The sequence below is a fragment of the Candidatus Galacturonatibacter soehngenii genome, from assembly GCF_008830185.1.
Lineage (GTDB): Bacteria > Bacillota > Clostridia > Lachnospirales > Lachnospiraceae > Lachnotalea > Lachnotalea soehngenii.
This window is the reverse complement of sequence record NZ_WAGX01000004.1, coordinates 166,792-185,097: the sequence shown is the minus strand read 5'-3', so window position 1 is coordinate 185,097 and position 18,306 is coordinate 166,792. Positions and strand designations below refer to the sequence as shown.

Genomic DNA, 18,306 nt, shown 5'->3' with positions numbered 1-18,306 from the left:
GACATACAAAAACATATTTTATCCAAGCTTCCATCCGATTGATTGGTTTCTCATATTTATAAAATCTGCGTATGTTCCTCTTTCTTTCATTAATTGATTATGGGTTCCCTTCTGAATAATTTTACCGTCTGATACAACTAAAATCTGTTCTGCATTCCTTACTGTTTTTAATCTGTGAGCAATCATAATAATTGTTTTTTCTTTGGTTAATTGTTCAATTGCATCTTGTAAATTCTTTTCGTTTTCTGGATCAACATTCGCAGTTGCTTCGTCTAGAATAATAATTGGTGCATCCTTAAGAATTGCTCTTGCGATAGAGATTCTTTGTTTTTCTCCACCAGAAATTGTGGCACCAGATTCTTTTATTACAGTGTCATATCCTTGTGGAAGTGCTTGGATAAATTCGTGGCAACAAGCCTTTTTTGCAGCTTCTATCACTTGTTCACGCGTAGCGCCTGGACTTCCAAACTTAATATTATTTTCGATTGTATCATGAAATAGATAGACATTTTGAAACACCATACTAATATTACGAAGCAGACAATCCAATGAATAAGTTCTAATATCCTCTCCACCTAATTTGATACATCCTTCATCAACATCAAAAAACCTAGCAATCAAATTACAAAGAGTTGATTTCCCTCCACCAGAGGGTCCTACAATCGCTGTAGTTGTATTTTCTTTGATTTCAAAACTCACGTTATCGATGATTTTTCTATTCTCGTAAGAAAAAGAAATGTTTTCTACACCTATACTGTAATTCGACGGCATCTTATCAATCCCTTTTGTATCCATTACAGGGGTTTCAAATACTTCTAAAATTCGATCAACCGATAAATCCACAACACGAAGTAGTGCAGAATACATGCCAGCAGATTCTAACTGCCCATATACGACAAAAGAAGACACAATCATTAACAGCGCATGTAATAAGCTTAGGCTTCCATCAACGCAATAAACAATCGAAAGTACTATGATAGCAATTGAAAATAATTTAAGAAAAACCGTTTGAGCAGTCATAAATGGTATAAACTTTCTCTCAAGTGTATAATAAATCTGATTGGCTTCCTTTATTTTATTATCTACTTTTTTATTTGATTGCCTATCTAAATTATATGACTTTACAACTGTGATACCTTGTACATACTCAAGAACCGCATCTACTAGTTCGGCATCTACACAATTCTTTTTCGGCGATATCGCAGCCGATACTTTTTGCATTTGGTTATTGATAAAACTAAATGCTACTATCCCAAGTAATGCAGTGATACCTATCCGATAATCAAAAAATAACAAGGTAATTGAAATAACAATTGTAGTAAACATTCCTTGCAAATACATTAATATAACACGAGTTGCCACGTCTTGTAGATTCTCACAAGTATTCGTTGTAATTGATGTTATATACCCTAGATTATTCTTATTAAAGTATCCCATTGGCATATACTTCATTCGCTCACCAATTTCAATTCTCTTATTTGCACACATGGTGTAACCTGCTATGGTTTGTTGAATTGATGTTATATTTTTTGTAACAATACAACCGCCAATACTGATAAGCATAATTAGTAAACTAGACCACACTGTTGTCATTGTCATATTATTTTGAATCACTGCTTTTAAAACAATTGCGATTGCAAGAATGCGTATTGCTTCAAAAATAGAATGCAAAAATGAAAAAATAAGTGACCTATAAAAACGAGACTTTTGTTCACCTGAAAATTCAAAAAACTTTTTAAAAATCTGAATCATTTCATATCCTCCTTCTCATCTTTCGCTTCCATATGTGCCCTCCACATTTCTTGATAGAGTGTACAAGAATACAATAATTCTTCGTGTGTTCCTTCGGCATTGATTCGACCTTGATTTACAACTACTATTTTATCGGAATCTGTTATTGTAGATAATCTATGAGCAATTACAATCAAAGTTTTTCCTTGAACCAACTTTGCAACAGCACTTTGAATGATTGCTTCATTTTCTGGGTCTGTATAGGCGGTTGCTTCATCTAGAATTACAATAGAGGCATCTTTTAACATTGCTCTAGCAATAGCAATTCTTTGTCGTTCGCCACCAGATAGATGGCCCCCTGCTCCCCCTACAACGGTATCATATCCAGATTCCAATCTCATGATAAATTCATGACAACCGCTTTTTCTAGCCACTTCCTTTACTTCTTCATCCGTTGCACTTAACCTTCCCATACGAATGTTGTTTAAAACAGTATCGTTAAACAAATAATTATCCTGCGAAACATAGGCAATCATGTTATTTAACTGTTCTAATGGAATTTCTTTTATATCTATATCTCCGATTCTTATACTTCCTTTTGTTACTTCCCACAAAGAAGCGATTAATTTGGCAATGGTTGATTTCCCACTTCCAGATGGTCCTATAAATGCTGTGACGCTATTACTTTCAATGGTCAAGGTTATATCCTTTAGAACGTCTTTTTCTCGATAAGCAAAATTGACATGATTTAAATGGATATTATAGTTTGTTATCTTAACTTTCTTATTAGGTCGAACTAACTCTTTCTCATTAAGCAAAGATGTTATGTCACTTACCACTGTCTTTATTTTACCAATATCATCCGTAAAAGAAATTGCTGTAATTAATGGCGTCATAATACCAAGCGAAAGAATAATCGCAAGAATAAAAGTATCTGCGCCAAGTCTACCCTTCATAAACAGATAAGAACCCATTGGCAAAACGCCTACCAAAACTGCCGGAAAAATTGACATCGCAGCTGAAAAATAACCTTGTGTCCCCTTCATCCAATCAATCGCTGACTGAGCGGCTAAGCTTGCAGCATCCGCAAACTTCTGATAAGAGGATGCACTTTGATTAAATGCTTTGATAACCTCAATCCCATTAATGTATTCCACTGCTGTTTCATTTAAGTATTTATTTTTATTTACATAATTCTTAAAATTAATCTCATAATCCTTCATCATGCCAGCAAAGAAATACATTGCGATTGGTATAGTTACAAGTGACACAAGTCCCATTCTCCAGTCTGTAAGGAATAAATAAATCAAAATACAGAATGGTCCAAGCAAATTTGCCGTCATCTCTGGTAACATATGAGCCAATGTTGGCTCAATACTATCTACCTTTTCTACTATTGTATTCTTCATGGCTCCTGACGGCATATCATGTAAATACCCCATTGGTAAAGCAACAAGCTTTTTTGTCAGACTTTTTCTGACTCTTGCTATGACTTGAAAGGTCGCTTTGTGTGACAAAGTTGTTGATATGGCATGAAACAGATATCGTAGTATCCACAGCACAGCGCAAACCAATATCCATTGTAAGTAATAACTTCTTTCATTCCTCTGTTGCATTAATCCTATTACAATTTGTGTCACAGCATAATATGGTACAACACCACAAATTACACCTATAACAGCGAAAATTACGGATGTTATGTAACTTTTTTTGTGTGGATACGCCCACTCACGTAACCACATACTTGTATTCTTCTCTTTCATTATAACCTCCTATTATTAATCTAATTATTATTAGTTCAAACTAACCAATATTTAAAAATTATCCTTCAAACAGTTTCATCCAGCCAGCCGTGTAAAACATCTGAAGTTTCAATACATATTTTACTGCATGCTCATATTCCATATCATGCTCAAATATTTCAATGATTCCTTTCATAAGCATACTCGAAAGTATATGAATCAATTGTTCGTCTAATTCTACATCAAAAAAGTGGTTTTCTTTCATCGTTTTTATAAATCTCAATGTTGATTCTACTTCTGTCTTTATAAATTCTTCTAGGTAATCTTCATACTTTGTACCTGCACTTTTACAGAAAACCAATTTAAACTCTTCGTAATAATCAAACATAAAATCAATCATATTGCGTAAAGCACGATGTGGTATTTCATTCAAATTATTTTTCTGAAACTCTGGATTTGAAGATAAATAATTTTCATGTGTTGATTTATAATACTTTAGTAATTCTTCTGCTGGTCTTGAAACAATTTCATGAAATAAATCCTCTTTACTAGTAAAATAACCGTAAAATGCCCCAAGCGTTAGATCTAGATTTTTACAAATCTGACGCAAAGAAGCCTCCTTATATCCTTTGTCCAAGAACTCTTTTTTTCCTTCTTCTAAAAATTTTACTTTTGTAGCAATCTCCGCCATAAATCCTCCTATATTAACATAGTACTGATATATATCACTGCTATATTAAAGGAATTATAAGAGAAATACAAGAGAAAAAACGATAAATTTTATCAACTCGTCTACTTTGATAAAATTTATCGTTTTAATTAAAATTCCTAATTATTTTCCATAAATTTTCATATATGCTAACAATGGCATAACTTGATCAAAAGAAGTAATACCACTTCCATCCTCCATTCCAAAAGCTCCATTATAGGAATAATTAGTATCGTCAATTCGCATTTTTTCCATTTTTTTAATCGCTTGGTTAACAAGGTCAAAGTCTCCCACCTCAACACCTATCATTGCAACCAATGCATACACAGCTGTAGAATCATAATTATAGCCTTCTACTACCTTTCCCTCTATTGTATAACGAGCTTTCACGCCACTTTGCTTCATTTGCGTCTTTAGCCATTTCAATGTGTTATTCGGTAATAAATCAACTTCTGCAAGATGTAAAAGTGTTACCATAGCTTCTGCGGAATTTAAATCATCTTTTTCATATTTTCTTTCTTTGTAATTATACCAACTATAAAACAAAGGAAATGTATCGCTAATTTGTCCATTTAATACAATTTCTTTACTGCTTTCATAGGCACTTATTACCTCTTCCTTTGACTTTGATAATTGTTCCATCGCCTTAAAATCTGCATAGCATAAAGTAAAACGATTCGCATATTCCTTACTTTTGGCGTTATAAAAATCAACAAATCTTCCATTTTTTAATCCATACTTAAGAAGTTTCTCCCTAAAATGATTCAGAATGTCTTCATAACCACTCCAAATGCCAGATGCCTCTTCTAATGCTTGATAAATCCTAAAATCATCAATCAAAGCATTGACAGTACTAGTCTTATTTTCTTTTATCTGCCAAGAGGTTAGCCCTTCTTCCCACAGATTCGTACGAATGAAGTCTAAAATACGATCAAACAATTCCTGATTTTTACTAAGAACCGCATATTCTAGCATGGCTCCTTGGCTTTCACTAAGAATGTCTGAAGAAAATGTTTTGCCACGTTCTAAGTCATAAACACTATGTATTCCCCCAAATTCATCCATAAGATTCTTAATAATAAATGTTTTAGTAGCATCACTTCCTCCATTCAATGCTTTGTTAAGCAAGGCATCAAACTCACTCTCTTTGGTAATCTGCTTTGGTGACCATGCACTTATAATACCATTTGCATCAAGAAATAATGTTGTTGGAATATTATGTATTCCCAGTTGTTCATAAGCCGTAAGGTCTTCATCAAAAAATAGCTCACCATTCGCTCCTAATTCATTAAAATAAGAAATCGCGGATTCCTTTGTCTCTCTTTCCCCATCCGTCTTATTGATAAATAAAAATGTCACATCTTCATAATTTTTTGACAATTGCATATAATCCTTCATAAAAGGCATCTGCTCTTTGCAATCACTACACCAACTAGCCCAAAATACAACCACCACAGGCTTTCCTTCAAATTGAGTAATACTGCGGCTTACTCCTTGTTCATCTGTAAATCTAAATTCTGGCACTTTGCTATAAATCTTGCAGTTTTCTGGAAGCCAAAGGGTATGATCCGAAAGACCAGCTTCCCAATCATATGTCTCCTCTTCTACTATTTCCTCATCTTTTGTTTTTTCCTCCTGTTTCTTTATATTGTCCAATCGTATCAGTAAAACACCTCCAATTACAACAACAATACCAAGTAACATAAATACCACCAACAATATTCGCTCTAGTTTTTTTAACCAACCATTATCCATCAATGATTTGCCTCCGCTCCTTTTTCCAGGGCTGTAACCGCTACTTCTCTTTCTACGACTTCAATATTTTCATCCTCTTCTTGATAGGCTTGTGAAACAGTCATAATAACATTTCCGTTTTCCAGCGCTTCCTTCATATTGAATACATTGGAAAATGCTTCTTTTCTTAGTTCCTCCATCGCATTTTCTTGTATGTGATAATCTTCGACTGCTTGTTGCATTGCTTGTGCTTCTAGTTGTTCCAGTTTTACCTGGCTATCCTTTTGCATAATACTTTTCTTTGCATCTTCATATAAAAATGGTACACTCATACTTGCTAATATCATAAAAATATGTAAGATGAAATAATGATAGCGATTCTGACTCTCTACAAACAAATGCATTACAACCGTTCCAAGATAAACTAAAACTAAAACATATGCAAAATTACCTTTTGTTTTCCAAAGATAAATAAGTGAAATCAAGGCAAGAAAAATCACAATCATATATAAAATATTGTTTGCATCACGTAGTGCATATAGGAAATCACTTCGATCCTTTGTTAAATTTCCTTGCTCGTCCAAAAATGCTATGTTCCAGGTAGCACCATAATCATCATTTCCCCATAACAATTCGTATTTATGAATAAAAAGATTAAAGATTCCTTTTGGATTTGATGTTATACGCTGTAATGCCAAGTCTCTACACGTAATATGCGCTTTTGTAGCAGAGCCTGTTTGTTCCATACTAGCATATAAAAGCGACGCATCCTCATCATTCCAACCTCCTATCGATTCTGTATTAAGTCCAACCAAAAGATTGTATCCAAAAGAGGTACTTGCCGATGGCAGTGTTTTATTTACAGCTAGTTCAATATTGGTTGTAATAACATTTGATAGGATAAAATAAGGAATGATAATTAAAATACAACGAATCCACCCCTTTTCAAGCATACGAAGTGTAAGTGGTATGGTATTTTTGTGCACCGTTGGAAGTTTCATTTTTTGTGGCACTATGGTAAGAACAATGGCAATCAAGAGTATCAAAGCCATTGGTCTGATTGCAGCTGCAAGAGCAATCAATACACCAAGTAACATATGCATAATGATTCCTTTTCCAGCTTTTTTTGTCTTTTTATCATAATCGATTACAAGTGATAGGAATATCCATATGCTAAGAAATAAAAAGAAAGTAAAACTGTACTCTGCTGAAAGCATCGTAATATATAAAACTTGCGATGGCCAAAAAGCACTAAGAACCAACCCGATTATACCAGCCGTTCTTCCTCCAAGCTTTCTACCAATCCGATAGGTAAAAAACACAGTCATTACGGAAAAAAATACATTTAAGTATTGTCCTGCTAACACACTTGTTCCCACAACCTTAAATAGCGTTTTTAAAATATAACTATATCCCATAACATGCGGAAACATTGCAATGTAATCACAGTATCCTTTTCCATCTTTTTGTATTGCGCCATCTTTTAAGAGTACTGCTATTTCAAAATACGTCTTATAATCTGATTCAGGTTTCATTGGTAAATTTGCAATCACCAAGATTCGAACAACTGTAGCGGCAATTAAAACAAATACAACGAACCCAATTTCTACATATATATCGTATTTAGGTTTTGTGTTAATTCGTTTTTTTAGGCTAAGTTTTGCTACAAAGCTAGTCACAATACTTAAGCTAACAAAAACGATAAAAATGCCAATTAATAACATTCCTTTTGGTATATAGGGATATTCTTGCCCCTCGCCTAGTGATACAAAACCACACACTAGTATATAGAGAAACCCTATAATCGCAAAGGATATACTTAAAAAATATAACCAGTTTTTTTTAAGTTCCATTCTTAAAACCTCCTATTCCAAAAGCTTCTTTTTTAAAATTGCAACAATCTGCTCACAGGCAGTGCCATCCCCATAAGGATTCACTGCTTTGCTCATGGCATGATAAGCTTTCTCATTTGTAAGAAGGTTTAAGAATTCCTGATAAATGCTTTCATGATTCGTTCCCACCAATTTTAAAGTTCCAGCCTCCACTCCCTCAGGCCGTTCTGTTGTATCTCTCATCACAAGTACTGGTTTTCCAAGTGCTGGCGCCTCTTCTTGAATTCCACCACTATCGGTTAGAATCAAATAGGAATGATTCATAAAATTATGAAAATCCAATACCTCAAGCGGTTCTATGATTTTCATTCTTTCATGATCCCCAAACACCTCAAACGCTGTTTGCCGAACAACAGGATTCATATGAATGGGATAGATGACTTTTACATCCGACACCTCATCAAGTACTTGTTTGATACCACGAAAGATATCGTATAAAGGCTTACCAAGATTTTCTCTTCGATGTGCAGTTAGCATAACCAAACGATAACCTTTCGCCCACTCAAGGATTGGATGGGAATAATCTTTTTTCACCGTAGTCTTTAATGCATCAATTACAGTATTGCCCGTTACAAAGATTGTATTGACATCCTTTCCTTCTTGAATTAAATTATGTGCTGCTCTTTTGGTAGGAGCAAAATGAAACGCTGCCACAAGCCCTACCCCTTGACGATTGAACTCTTCTGGAAATGGGGCTTTAAGGTTAAAGGTTCGAAGTCCTGCTTCTACATGACCTACTAAAATACCTTGATAAAATGCTGCCAATCCCGCTGCAAATGTAGTGGTTGTATCTCCATGAACCAATACGACATCTGGTTTTTCCTTCTCATATATTTCTTTCATTCCATTTAGTACATTGGTTGTAACATCAAATAATGTTTGCCTATCCTTCATAACTGCAAGATCATAATTTGGTACAACGCAAAAGGAATCTAACACTTGCTTTAACATTTCTTTATGCTGTCCAGTCACACAAACGACTGTTTGAAATTCTTTTACTTCCTGTAGTTTTGAAATAAGTGGACACATTTTAATTGCTTCTGGCCTTGTTCCAAAAACTATCATAATCTTTTTCATAGCAAACCTTCCTTTTTCTTAGGAAAATATCATGATGACATTATTATAACATGTTACTTTTTCATTTTCGGTATTAAATTTTTGGTATTTTACTCGTACCAATTTTTACTATTCTATTCATCCTTCTTTTTATGGTAGATTCGAATACGAATTAACATTATTACCACAGAAATAAATAGCATAAGCATCACAGAGGTTGCAACAACTGTAAATATTAAGGATTGTTTATTTTTAGCAATGCTATTAAGAACAGACGGCTCTTTCCGATCTGCTATTGTTTTTATGAATTGAAAAGACTTTGTTTCTAAATCTTTATCAATTACAACGCAATCTTTTGATAGACTAAATCGAAGCTTATGATTTCTCATAAATTCCAGCACATAACTTAAAGTCTCATCATTGACGCCCGTAACAGCCAATACCCCTCGATTGCTTGCATACGGTGATTCCAAAAGCTGTAAAATAGCAATTTGCTTTGCATAATTATCGGATAAAATTAATTGTTCATTGCTTTTGAATTTTTCTCCATCCATATCATAAGAAAAATAAAGTTTATCATTTAAAGATTGAAACAAGGAATTGCTGTTATAACTTCCTACTGTAATAATATTATAATCCGCATCCTTTTCACTAAATTCACTTACCCGCTTCACATACAAGTTACCATATGGTTCCACCCCATCACCATACATTCCAATTATCTGCGCATATAGATTTAATTCACTTGAGGTCGGATTATTTGAAAGTACCATCATCATGTCATTAAATTTTCCATCCGTTCGAAATGGTGAAGGTTTTAAATCAAAGGTTAGTACAATTCCAGTAGATGCTGGCAAATAAAGTACAGACTCATCCGAAACATATGCCCATGGCATTTCATCTTGTCTTGGTGTACAAATAATATCAGCAATTTCTAGATCAAATGCAATTCGTATCGCACCCGTTGTTGTTCCAACCACATCTGCTGGCATGGCAAACGTTAATTCATCTCCAATTGCTTTGTCTTTTTCAAGCTTTTTACTCGCAACAGGTATGTCTCCCCAATAAACGGTTATTAAGGAACGCTTAAAATCCAAGTTCTCACTGTATCTGAATTTCAATGTAACTTTACCTGCATCTGATAAAAAATAGTCCTCTGAAAATGGAAGATAAATCAATTGCTCTTGGTGAAATGGTCCTACAAAGGTCAATCCACTTCCTATAATATCTTTCACCGTATAGTTGCCTGCGGCCATTTGACTTATAGAAGTCGAATTAATTGCAACATCTGCGCTGCCAAGATTTACACTTGCAAGATTACTTTTTTCTTGAGATACTCGATTCTCGTCCATTAGCATATAAGCTGCTTCCAGCAAACAATCATCATTTGTCGATGTAATTAACAAAAGTGGGTTCTGATTGTAGTCATCTGCATAGAGTACAACTGCTCTAGTATCCAGATTCGTCTTATCCTCAATCATGGTTTGGTAAAACTCTGGTAAATTATTATAATTTGCTACCAAAACGGTTCGATTCGCATTGGTAGATGCTAAATCTGATAAAATGCAAAACTCAATCTCATTGCTGTTACCTGTTTCTGTGCTTAAGTCAGCCATTAAATTCATTGCCGCAGCAACTTCTTTGTTCGTAGCTTCATCTGATACCGCAATGGTAAGCCCCTCACCTGTCTCATCCATTGTAGACATAAAAGGATAAGGATAGTAAGAAATGAAATGATTAGAATCCTTTACTTCATAACCACTTCGAATATAAGAGTTTGCCGATATACTAAACCAATTTGCATTGGTAAAATCATCAATACATCCCTCTTCGTCATAGAGCCTTGCATAAGCTGCTACGCCTAATGAATTATATCCTTCTTTGATTAAATCAAGTGGTATCTCAAGATAACAAGTCTGTGTACTTCCGTCATTATAAGCAATGCGATAAGAACTAACAGGAACATTATTCACCAAAAACGTGATGGAACTATCTATGCTTTGAATCAATTCACTCACATCATACTGAATTTCTGTATAGATGTATTTGGTGTCCCAATACTTTGGAATGAAAAAAAATAACTCCTTACTAGAAAATATCCCATGCAATGTGGTTTGGTCAAAATAGACATCCTTCGTGTACGAGGTTTCTACCACACTTGGCTTTACATGAACTGGATGATTGGCATCCCCTGGATGATTGGAAAGTATTTGTACAATCGAATCTTCTTTCGTTGGAGCTTCTGCATTTATTGCATCTCTTCCTTGAAAAGCAACTACCGCTTCCTCCTGTGAATCATTTGCCTCTCCTTTTGTTTGCTCTTCATTGACTACATTTTTATTTATACGTTCAGTTGCACTGGTATCCTTCTCATAAGCCAATGCACAGCACACTCCTGCTATCAGCAGTAAAACAGGTACTCTTAATCTTTTCGTTTTCATATTCCTACCTCTTTTCGGCTAACCCATAAACTTTTTCTTTTTCTTCTTTTTATCTACTTCCTCAAAACGTTCCGTTTTATCCCAGACAACTTCTTTATGATATATTTTATCTTGTATACTCTGTACCAATGCATTCAATACAACGAATACCCACATTTTAGAATAAGTAAAGAGCATAAGCAAAATAAGCAATGCACTTTCAAAATTAAATTCATTCTTTTCTACGGAAAGAGTTAGCAATACATTTAATAAAAATAGTAAAATTGCCATTCCCCACAGCAAAGAAGAAAATCCTCCTAAGGTTACGTGACAAAACCCTAGTATTCCTAGTACAAATATAATATCCGAACATATTAATGATGTTAACATCAATACATAGACCAAAGCATAATAAAAGGCATCTAGACGCATTGGACCCGCATTTTCGTCAAATACATATTTAAAATTCTTTATTAATACATAGATATTACCTTTTGCCCACCTTGTTCTTTGCTTGAACCACTGCATTAACTTTTGAGGCTCTTGCTCCCAAGTTACTGCTAATGGCATAAACTTGATATAATAGCCCATCCGATAAATCCGAAAACTAATTTCCGTATCTTCTGCCAATGCCTTCGTATCCCATCCCCCCATCTGATTGATAATACTTCGCCGTATTACAAAATTAGTTCCAGGAATGGTACAAAGCTTAAAGAAATAATACCTTCCTGCTTGATTCATACACTGATAGGCAAGTGTTTCAATGTTTACAAAGCGAGTTAATAAGGAGGCATTTCGATTTCTCGTTCGAAATTTGCCAATGACTGCTCCAAGTTTTTCATCCGACATTAGATTTTCTACCAAGATACGTAACGCATCAGGAGCAGGTGTATTATCTGCGTCATAAATGGCTATTACAGAACCCTTGGCAACCGACAAGGCAATATTTAGTGCATTTGATTTTCCTTTTCCACCAACCTGATGATCCGTATTAATCACAATTAATTTTCTGCTCGGATAATTTTCCTGAATCTTTTTTAATACTTCTGCTGAATTATCCGTTGAATTATCGTTAATCACAATGATTTCGTACTTATCTTCTGGGTAATCAAAATTCAAAAGCGCCAATACTGTTCTTCTTATTACAATGCTTTCATTATGAGCTGGCACCATGATACTTACCATAGGGTATTCCTTTAGAGGAATCTTTCCATCCGTTCGATTCACTTTTAGCATATAAATAATCCCACCAATGGATAAGAAAATATTGATGAACATAATACCCCATATGGCTATGATTGAGTATAAGGATAATAAATCTGCAAGTGACATATCATGGCTTCCCCCCTTTTTTCTTACCTTTTTCTTTTTTTATAAAAAATGTCTGTTTGTTTCGATGCCTCGCTGTAAATATAAATGTCAAAAATAAAGAGGAGACAATTGCCACTGCTATCACAAGTCTTTTATTTATACGCGATAAGTCTTTCGAATACCTTTGTAATGTATTGCGATTATATTTAAAATTTTCATCATAATTGGTGGCATTAAAATCTTTTTCCACTCTTTTTTTATTGATAAAAATGATTTGATTTTTATATTCCATAATGTCTTCATCCGTCCAAAAGCTATGATTAATATCCCAAAGACTTTTTAATGGTACAAACGAGGAGATACAAGCCTGAATTTTATCTTTAATTTTCTCCATATCCTCTGTAATATCGAAACAAACAGCAAAGGAGTTTGTAGTTAGATAACTAACTCCACTATCATCTAGTTCAATAACTGGAGCAATCCATTGATGTCCATCCTTATAAACAAGATTGGTAGTAACATCCTCGCTCTGAATCAAGGCATCTTCTTCCTGTGATACTAATACGGTTCGAAAACGACTCATAATCTCAATGGTATCTTTGTTAAACATCCAATTTTTAGGAACTTCAAATCCCATAGGATAAACACCTTGCTCCATGTAGATACGGATTGCTGTTGTGATATATTCATTCACAATCTCCTTGTCAAAATCAGGCATCTGATTGGTGGGACTATGCATAATAATCGTACCCCCATTTGCCTGCGCATAGCGAAGTACTTCGCAAAAGCGTTGCATCGCTGGATAATTTCCATGTTGAAAGATTGGCATAACAGATATCACAAAGGGTTCTTTCTTTTCAATTAAATAAGTTATAATCTCTAAAAGCTTTTGCGCATCTTGAAACGGATAGACTTTATCCAATACAATGTATTGTGCATAGGTCGTAGGTTCTCCATTATAAGGCCACTTCCACTTTGCAGCCTCCTTTATAAATGCAGCTTTTATCAAATGATTGTTCATATCAGTAAGCGGAATATGATACAAAGACTCTACCTTAGCACAAAAATATCCTTTTTCCCCACCAACCTCTAAGCTTCCTACTTGATAATCTAAATTCTCTGTTAAAAATAAGAAATTTTCTTCCTTCACCAAAGCTTCTTTTAAATCAAAATCACTGAAATTATATTGTAATTTTCCCGTTTGCTTCATTGAATCCATATAGGTATCTTTTCTTCCTGTCTCATTTAAATAATAGCGAAGCAGCTCATTACCAACAAACAGCAAGCGGATATCATTTTGTCCAGTAGAATTTTTTATCCCTTCTCTTTCCCTTAGAATTAAATTACCCTTCTCTTCTCTATCTTTTAGCTTATCAACTAGTTCTTTTGGATATCGTTCTACTTTATAACATACAATGAAGTTAAATTTTTCTATTTGATTCAAGCATTTAGATGCAGGTGCATAAGTAACCTGAAATCTTTGATAAGTAAAATATTCCACGATACTCCTAATACTCTTCATATCATCGTTTTTTGCACCGTCGGAATAAATGATTAAGATGTCACCTGCTGGAAGCGATTCTTCTTTTGCTTGTGCAATGTCATAAGAAAACAATAAAAAGATAACGCAAATCGTTGCAAAAACGCCCTTCTTCCATAGACTAGACATCATATTGCAGCTCACTTTCTACTTTTTGTTTAAACGAAATCATATCATTTCCATATGCTTCTTTCTCATATTCTAGATAGGCTATTTTTACCTTTACTTGAATGGCTGCATCTGTTATCCCTTCAAAGGCATCACTTGACTCTAGTCTTGCTTTGATTCTTTTCTTTGCATACTCACTACCTTGTGAATCACAAGTTAGAATAATTCCAATGGTTCCTTGGTTATCGAGTGAATAAGTACGGTCCTCCACGCGAACTACATCCACTACCATTTCCGCCATTCTTTGAATTAACGCTTCATAGTGGCTTCGAGACAGAATACTTTTAAGCTCTTGCTCATAGCGAAGCTTTACAATCATAAGCGAAATAGCCATGTCATTTCGTTGTGCATATGCAATCTGCTTTTGCAAATCATTGTATAAACTTCTAAGATTATATAAACCAGTCATAGAATTAATCATAACCAATTCTTCTACTTGTGATTTTAATATTTCATTTTCTAGTTCTGTCTGTGCATTTCCATAAACAAAAATAATCATCGCCGCAACAGACACCAAAGGAAAAACAATCCAGATATAACAAAGAGACACAATTTCTTTTGAGTAGGCAAAAAACATATAAAGTTTGTAAGCACTATATACTAATATAGAAAAACTTGCTACCACGATTGCTAGATTATTTAATTTGAATCCAGCTAATAATATTGCAAAGAAAGTCGCCATCAGCATAATTACAAACTCCGTTAAAAGCCCACTTCCTCCATAGCCTACCGTAAATGACATTGCAACAATACACAGTAAAAAAAGCACAAGCCCAATATCTTGTAACAAATAACCGGTCTTTCTTTTCTTTAACATAGTTCCCTCCTCAATACACCGGATTATTAGAATATCTTTATGCGGTGAACAATTTCTGTAAATATAATATATGTGATAATATCGATTCCAAAACCAATTAAAAATCCATGTTGTATCATCTGGGAATCACCACTGTTTACTACTATAATAATTGCTTGAGATATACAAATTAAAACAATTAACATCACCGTATCCATAAAAACTGTATTACGTCTTTCTTCATAAAAACGAAGTGAATATCCTTTTCGAAATTGCAATACACAAACGCCAATTAAAAAAACAAAATAACCAATTGTTTTTGGTAACGTATTGCTTTTAAAATTACTCCAAGCTCCCCAAAAAAAGCTTTTTGCTCTCTCTGGAAGTCCTACGCTTTTCTCATAATTTCCACAATATTCTCTTCTGATATCAAAGCAAGACTTTATTGCAACGTCAAGCATGCCAAGAAGAGCACCTGGATGTCTTACATAGTATACTGCTATGTCAAGTTGTGTATACTTTTCTATAAATTCACTTAAAACTGGGTCCGTTGCCTTTACAACTGGTAAATAATCATGAGAAGATGCATCTGCAAGTAACTCATAAGAAGGATCGATATCAAATTCCAAGAGTGTTTCACTTGGATTTTGCGACTCATATAATACACCTCTTGTCATCGCATGAAATTTAGAAGTATTATCAAAATCGGATTCCATATCTAACATATTTATCACAGATACAATACATAAAAATATGGATGACGCGATACATATAACACCCCATATCCAGTTGTTTCGAATAAATAATAATTTCAAACAAAATACCGCTAACAAAAGAGCTATAATTGTTGTTTGGCTTCTTGAAGTTGTTAGTATAATTCCTGAAACAACTATAACCACCAACGCTCCAAAGTCCTTATAAGAGCTTCTTTGATTCTGAAACGAGAGTGCCGCAAAAATACAGTACATAAAACTAATAAACCATAGTGCTTCTGGATAAAAAGAATTGAAGTATGTAATATAACCTACATCTGCAAAAATTAAGACTCCTACAAACCCAATAACAAAACCTTCCGAAAACTCTTGTACACGCATACATGCTTGCTTTATCAATAAGTAAAAGGCAGGAATATAGAATATCCCATACAGCAATGCCAGAAAGCGAATATCAAAAAATTTATCTTTTGTGATTAGATTATCCAAATAAACAGCGGCTTTGACAAACAAAACCTGGCTGTTTAAGAGAGAGTCCCTTGTTTGATAGCCGCTTAAAACATTGGAATAGATTTTTACAAAATAATTATTATAGATTTCAGATATTTCAGACTGCGTGTAATAAATTCCTGCTGAATTCATCACCCTTGATATAGAGCCATCATCTGCTACGCCTAAATAGTTTGGCAAAAATAGCATCAATAGCATAAGGAGGCTTGCGAGTGCAGTCGCAAACAACGCAATCAAAGATGGAGAGTATTTTCCCTCCATTTTTTGATTGATATGGCTCTTAATATGTTTGACGCGTTTTATAAAACGAACCACTTGATCCATGTGATTCCTTATTTTAGCACGTTTGATTTCACTTGATTGTAAGGGTGAAATCATCGTGTTAGGATTAAAAACTTGCTCTTTCAACTTCGATTCTCCATTGTTTTGTGCCAATTTTATACTCCTGATTTCACTGATAGACAATTATAGATATGCAACCTTGCTTCATACTTGTCTCCTACATATAAACATATTACTTTTATCACATCATTACCCTATTAGGTCTAAAAGTTTGTTCCATTCCATCCCCATACACTTACTTCTTCGTATTTTACATAAATCTTGTCAGGTGATATCAAAAGCTCCTCACTTACAATTTCAGTAATCTTTTTTGTTAAAGCCGCATAAGCTTCTTTTGTAGCCTTACCAAATAGTTTCACTTCAATAAATGCAAGATTATTACTGGCATCCCCCTTAAAATATAATGTCTGCTCTCCCTCAAAAGCACACATCAACCAATTCTCACTTTTTCCTGGTATTAATTCAATTGCTTTTCCAATTTTTTCCTTTAATAATATTTCTTTTTCTTTTGTAATTGTTACATTTGTTTTTGTACTAATATATGGCATTTTACTTCCATTCCTTTCCATTCCTTACTTTACCTCATTATAGTTTATCCTCATATTCAAGTCAATTTATTCCTTCGTACATTTCCTGGCATTTTTTTATTTTTTTACTCATATTTATACAAAGAAATCGATAAATCAATCTCTTTCTAGTTTATTTTATCTATGACATAAGTACCAAATGCAAAACATTGTCTTGTATTTATTCAAAAAATACTATAAAATGACATTATATGCATAGTTTAATCGTAAATAAATAAGCAAACTATAATTTAGGGATTATGATTGAGGTGAGTACATGTTAGAAGTAAATCGTGTGAAAGGTTATGAAACTACAAACAATATAGACGTTGGTATTTCCAGTACTAAGAAAACTGGTGCTTTTTCATCATTTTTAGGAGAATCGGAATCCTTAAATGATATCTTTGAAAGAGCCGCTGCAAAATATAATATATCGGTAGATTTATTAAAAGCGGTTGGAAAGCAAGAGTCTAATTTTAATCCAACTGCTGTATCTCGATGTGGTGCACAAGGTATTATGCAATTAATGCCTGCAACTGCTGCTTCGCTTGGCGTTACAGACTCCTTTGACCCAGAACAAAATATCATGGGAGGCGCAAAGTATTTAGCTGGATTATTAGATAACTTTAATGGTAATGTTACCTTTGCATTAGCTGCTTATAATGCTGGTGGTAATAATGTAAAAAAATATGGTGGAATTCCTCCATTTAAAGAAACGCAAGACTATGTGGTTAAAGTAACTGCTTATATGCAAACTGGTGTTGAAGTTCCAAATGCTACCTATGCAACAACCAGATCTTTTGATGATACAATTTCAAAGGATAAGGGCTTATCTGAAGAATTATTAAAGAAAATCGAAGAATTAAAAGAGGCATTTGACTATGAAGATTATTTGACTTTTATTAATTTGTTGATTAATAACAAAGACTTAGATAATAAGGAAGAGGAAGAAGCACAAAAAGCAAATAGTAGCAGTGGTTCGGATTATTCCTCCTTAAATCAAATAAACTACTCTCCTGCTATATTAAATCTTTTAACTTCGCTATAAAATATTTAACCCCGTTGATAATATTTCT

The 18,306-nt window shown here is 34.0% G+C and carries 13 protein-coding genes; 1 reads left to right on the top strand and 12 read right to left on the bottom strand.

Features of this window, described 5'->3' with window-relative positions; translation table 11 throughout:
- Positions 1–18: 18 nt before the first annotated feature.
- From F7O84_RS03415 to F7O84_RS03360, 12 genes are all read right to left on the bottom strand, one after another.
- A complete protein-coding gene (locus F7O84_RS03415) occupies positions 19–1,752 on the bottom strand; it encodes an ABC transporter ATP-binding protein (RefSeq protein WP_151141971.1) in 1,734 nt (577 codons plus the stop codon).
- Complete coding sequence (locus tag F7O84_RS03410) at positions 1,749–3,494, bottom strand: ABC transporter ATP-binding protein (protein ID WP_151141969.1); 1,746 nt, start codon at positions 3,492–3,494, stop codon at positions 1,749–1,751. The genes F7O84_RS03415 and F7O84_RS03410 overlap by 4 nt, the downstream gene beginning before the upstream one ends.
- A 58-nt stretch (positions 3,495–3,552) precedes the next feature.
- Positions 3,553–4,164, bottom strand: coding sequence for a TetR/AcrR family transcriptional regulator (locus F7O84_RS03405; protein ID WP_151141967.1), 612 nt, complete (start codon positions 4,162–4,164; stop codon positions 3,553–3,555).
- Between the two features lie 141 nt (positions 4,165–4,305).
- Positions 4,306–5,937, bottom strand: coding sequence for a TlpA family protein disulfide reductase (locus F7O84_RS03400; protein ID WP_243140838.1), 1,632 nt, complete (start codon positions 5,935–5,937; stop codon positions 4,306–4,308).
- A complete protein-coding gene (locus F7O84_RS03395) occupies positions 5,937–7,769 on the bottom strand; it encodes an ArnT family glycosyltransferase (RefSeq protein WP_151141963.1) in 1,833 nt (610 codons plus the stop codon). Before F7O84_RS03395 ends, F7O84_RS03400 begins: the two co-directional genes overlap by 1 nt.
- A gap of 12 nt (positions 7,770–7,781) precedes the next feature.
- The gene (wecB, locus tag F7O84_RS03390; protein ID WP_151141961.1) at positions 7,782–8,885 is read right to left on the bottom strand and encodes a non-hydrolyzing UDP-N-acetylglucosamine 2-epimerase; all 1,104 of its coding nucleotides are present in this window, start codon (positions 8,883–8,885) and stop codon (positions 7,782–7,784) included.
- Positions 8,886–8,998: 113 nt separating this feature from the next.
- Positions 8,999–11,305 carry a cellulose biosynthesis cyclic di-GMP-binding regulatory protein BcsB gene (locus F7O84_RS03385; protein ID WP_151141960.1) on the bottom strand — a complete coding sequence of 769 codons (2,307 nt, stop codon included), beginning with the start codon at positions 11,303–11,305 and terminating at the stop codon, positions 8,999–9,001.
- Positions 11,306–11,323: 18 nt separating this feature from the next.
- Positions 11,324–12,616 (bottom strand): glycosyltransferase family 2 protein, encoded by a 1,293-nt coding sequence (locus F7O84_RS03380; RefSeq protein ID WP_151141958.1) that lies wholly within the window; start codon positions 12,614–12,616, stop codon positions 11,324–11,326.
- A gap of 1 nt (position 12,617) precedes the next feature.
- Complete coding sequence (locus F7O84_RS03375; protein ID WP_192451641.1) at positions 12,618–14,264, bottom strand: DUF2334 domain-containing protein; 1,647 nt, start codon at positions 14,262–14,264, stop codon at positions 12,618–12,620.
- The gene (locus tag F7O84_RS03370) at positions 14,257–15,120 is read right to left on the bottom strand and encodes a diguanylate cyclase domain-containing protein (protein ID WP_151141954.1); all 864 of its coding nucleotides are present in this window, start codon (positions 15,118–15,120) and stop codon (positions 14,257–14,259) included. Before F7O84_RS03370 ends, F7O84_RS03375 begins: the two co-directional genes overlap by 8 nt.
- A gap of 26 nt (positions 15,121–15,146) precedes the next feature.
- On the bottom strand, positions 15,147–16,757 hold the full coding sequence (wsfD, locus tag F7O84_RS03365) for a glycan biosynthesis hexose transferase WsfD (RefSeq protein ID WP_151141953.1): 1,611 nt from the start codon (positions 16,755–16,757) through the stop codon (positions 15,147–15,149).
- Positions 16,758–16,867: 110 nt separating this feature from the next.
- On the bottom strand, positions 16,868–17,233 hold the full coding sequence (locus F7O84_RS03360; RefSeq protein WP_330578716.1) for a phenylpyruvate tautomerase MIF-related protein: 366 nt from the start codon (positions 17,231–17,233) through the stop codon (positions 16,868–16,870).
- A 274-nt stretch (positions 17,234–17,507) separates the two neighbouring features.
- Between F7O84_RS03360 and F7O84_RS03355 the strand changes: the two genes are divergently transcribed.
- The gene (locus F7O84_RS03355; protein WP_151141951.1) at positions 17,508–18,278 is read left to right on the top strand and encodes a lytic transglycosylase domain-containing protein; all 771 of its coding nucleotides are present in this window, start codon (positions 17,508–17,510) and stop codon (positions 18,276–18,278) included.
- Positions 18,279–18,306: the final 28 nt, after the last annotated feature.

Bases quoted from the DNA above. Each gene is read 5' to 3' on its own strand.
- F7O84_RS03415 (WP_151141971.1), bottom strand. From the start codon at position 1,752: ATGATTCAGATTTTTAAAAAGTTTTTTGAATTTTCAGGTGAACAAAAG.
- F7O84_RS03410 (WP_151141969.1), bottom strand. From the start codon at position 3,494: ATGAAAGAGAAGAATACAAGTATGTGGTTACGTGAGTGGGCGTATCCA.
- F7O84_RS03405 (WP_151141967.1), bottom strand. From the start codon at position 4,164: ATGGCGGAGATTGCTACAAAAGTAAAATTTTTAGAAGAAGGAAAAAAA.
- F7O84_RS03400 (WP_243140838.1), bottom strand. From the start codon at position 5,937: ATGGATAATGGTTGGTTAAAAAAACTAGAGCGAATATTGTTGGTGGTA.
- F7O84_RS03395 (WP_151141963.1), bottom strand. From the start codon at position 7,769: ATGGAACTTAAAAAAAACTGGTTATATTTTTTAAGTATATCCTTTGCG.
- wecB (WP_151141961.1), bottom strand. From the start codon at position 8,885: ATGAAAAAGATTATGATAGTTTTTGGAACAAGGCCAGAAGCAATTAAA.
- F7O84_RS03385 (WP_151141960.1), bottom strand. From the start codon at position 11,305: ATGAAAACGAAAAGATTAAGAGTACCTGTTTTACTGCTGATAGCAGGA.
- F7O84_RS03380 (WP_151141958.1), bottom strand. From the start codon at position 12,616: ATGTCACTTGCAGATTTATTATCCTTATACTCAATCATAGCCATATGG.
- F7O84_RS03375 (WP_192451641.1), bottom strand. From the start codon at position 14,264: ATGTCTAGTCTATGGAAGAAGGGCGTTTTTGCAACGATTTGCGTTATC.
- F7O84_RS03370 (WP_151141954.1), bottom strand. From the start codon at position 15,120: ATGTTAAAGAAAAGAAAGACCGGTTATTTGTTACAAGATATTGGGCTT.
- F7O84_RS03360 (WP_330578716.1), bottom strand. From the start codon at position 17,233: ATGGAAAGGAATGGAAGTAAAATGCCATATATTAGTACAAAAACAAAT.
- F7O84_RS03355 (WP_151141951.1), top strand. From the start codon at position 17,508: ATGTTAGAAGTAAATCGTGTGAAAGGTTATGAAACTACAAACAATATA.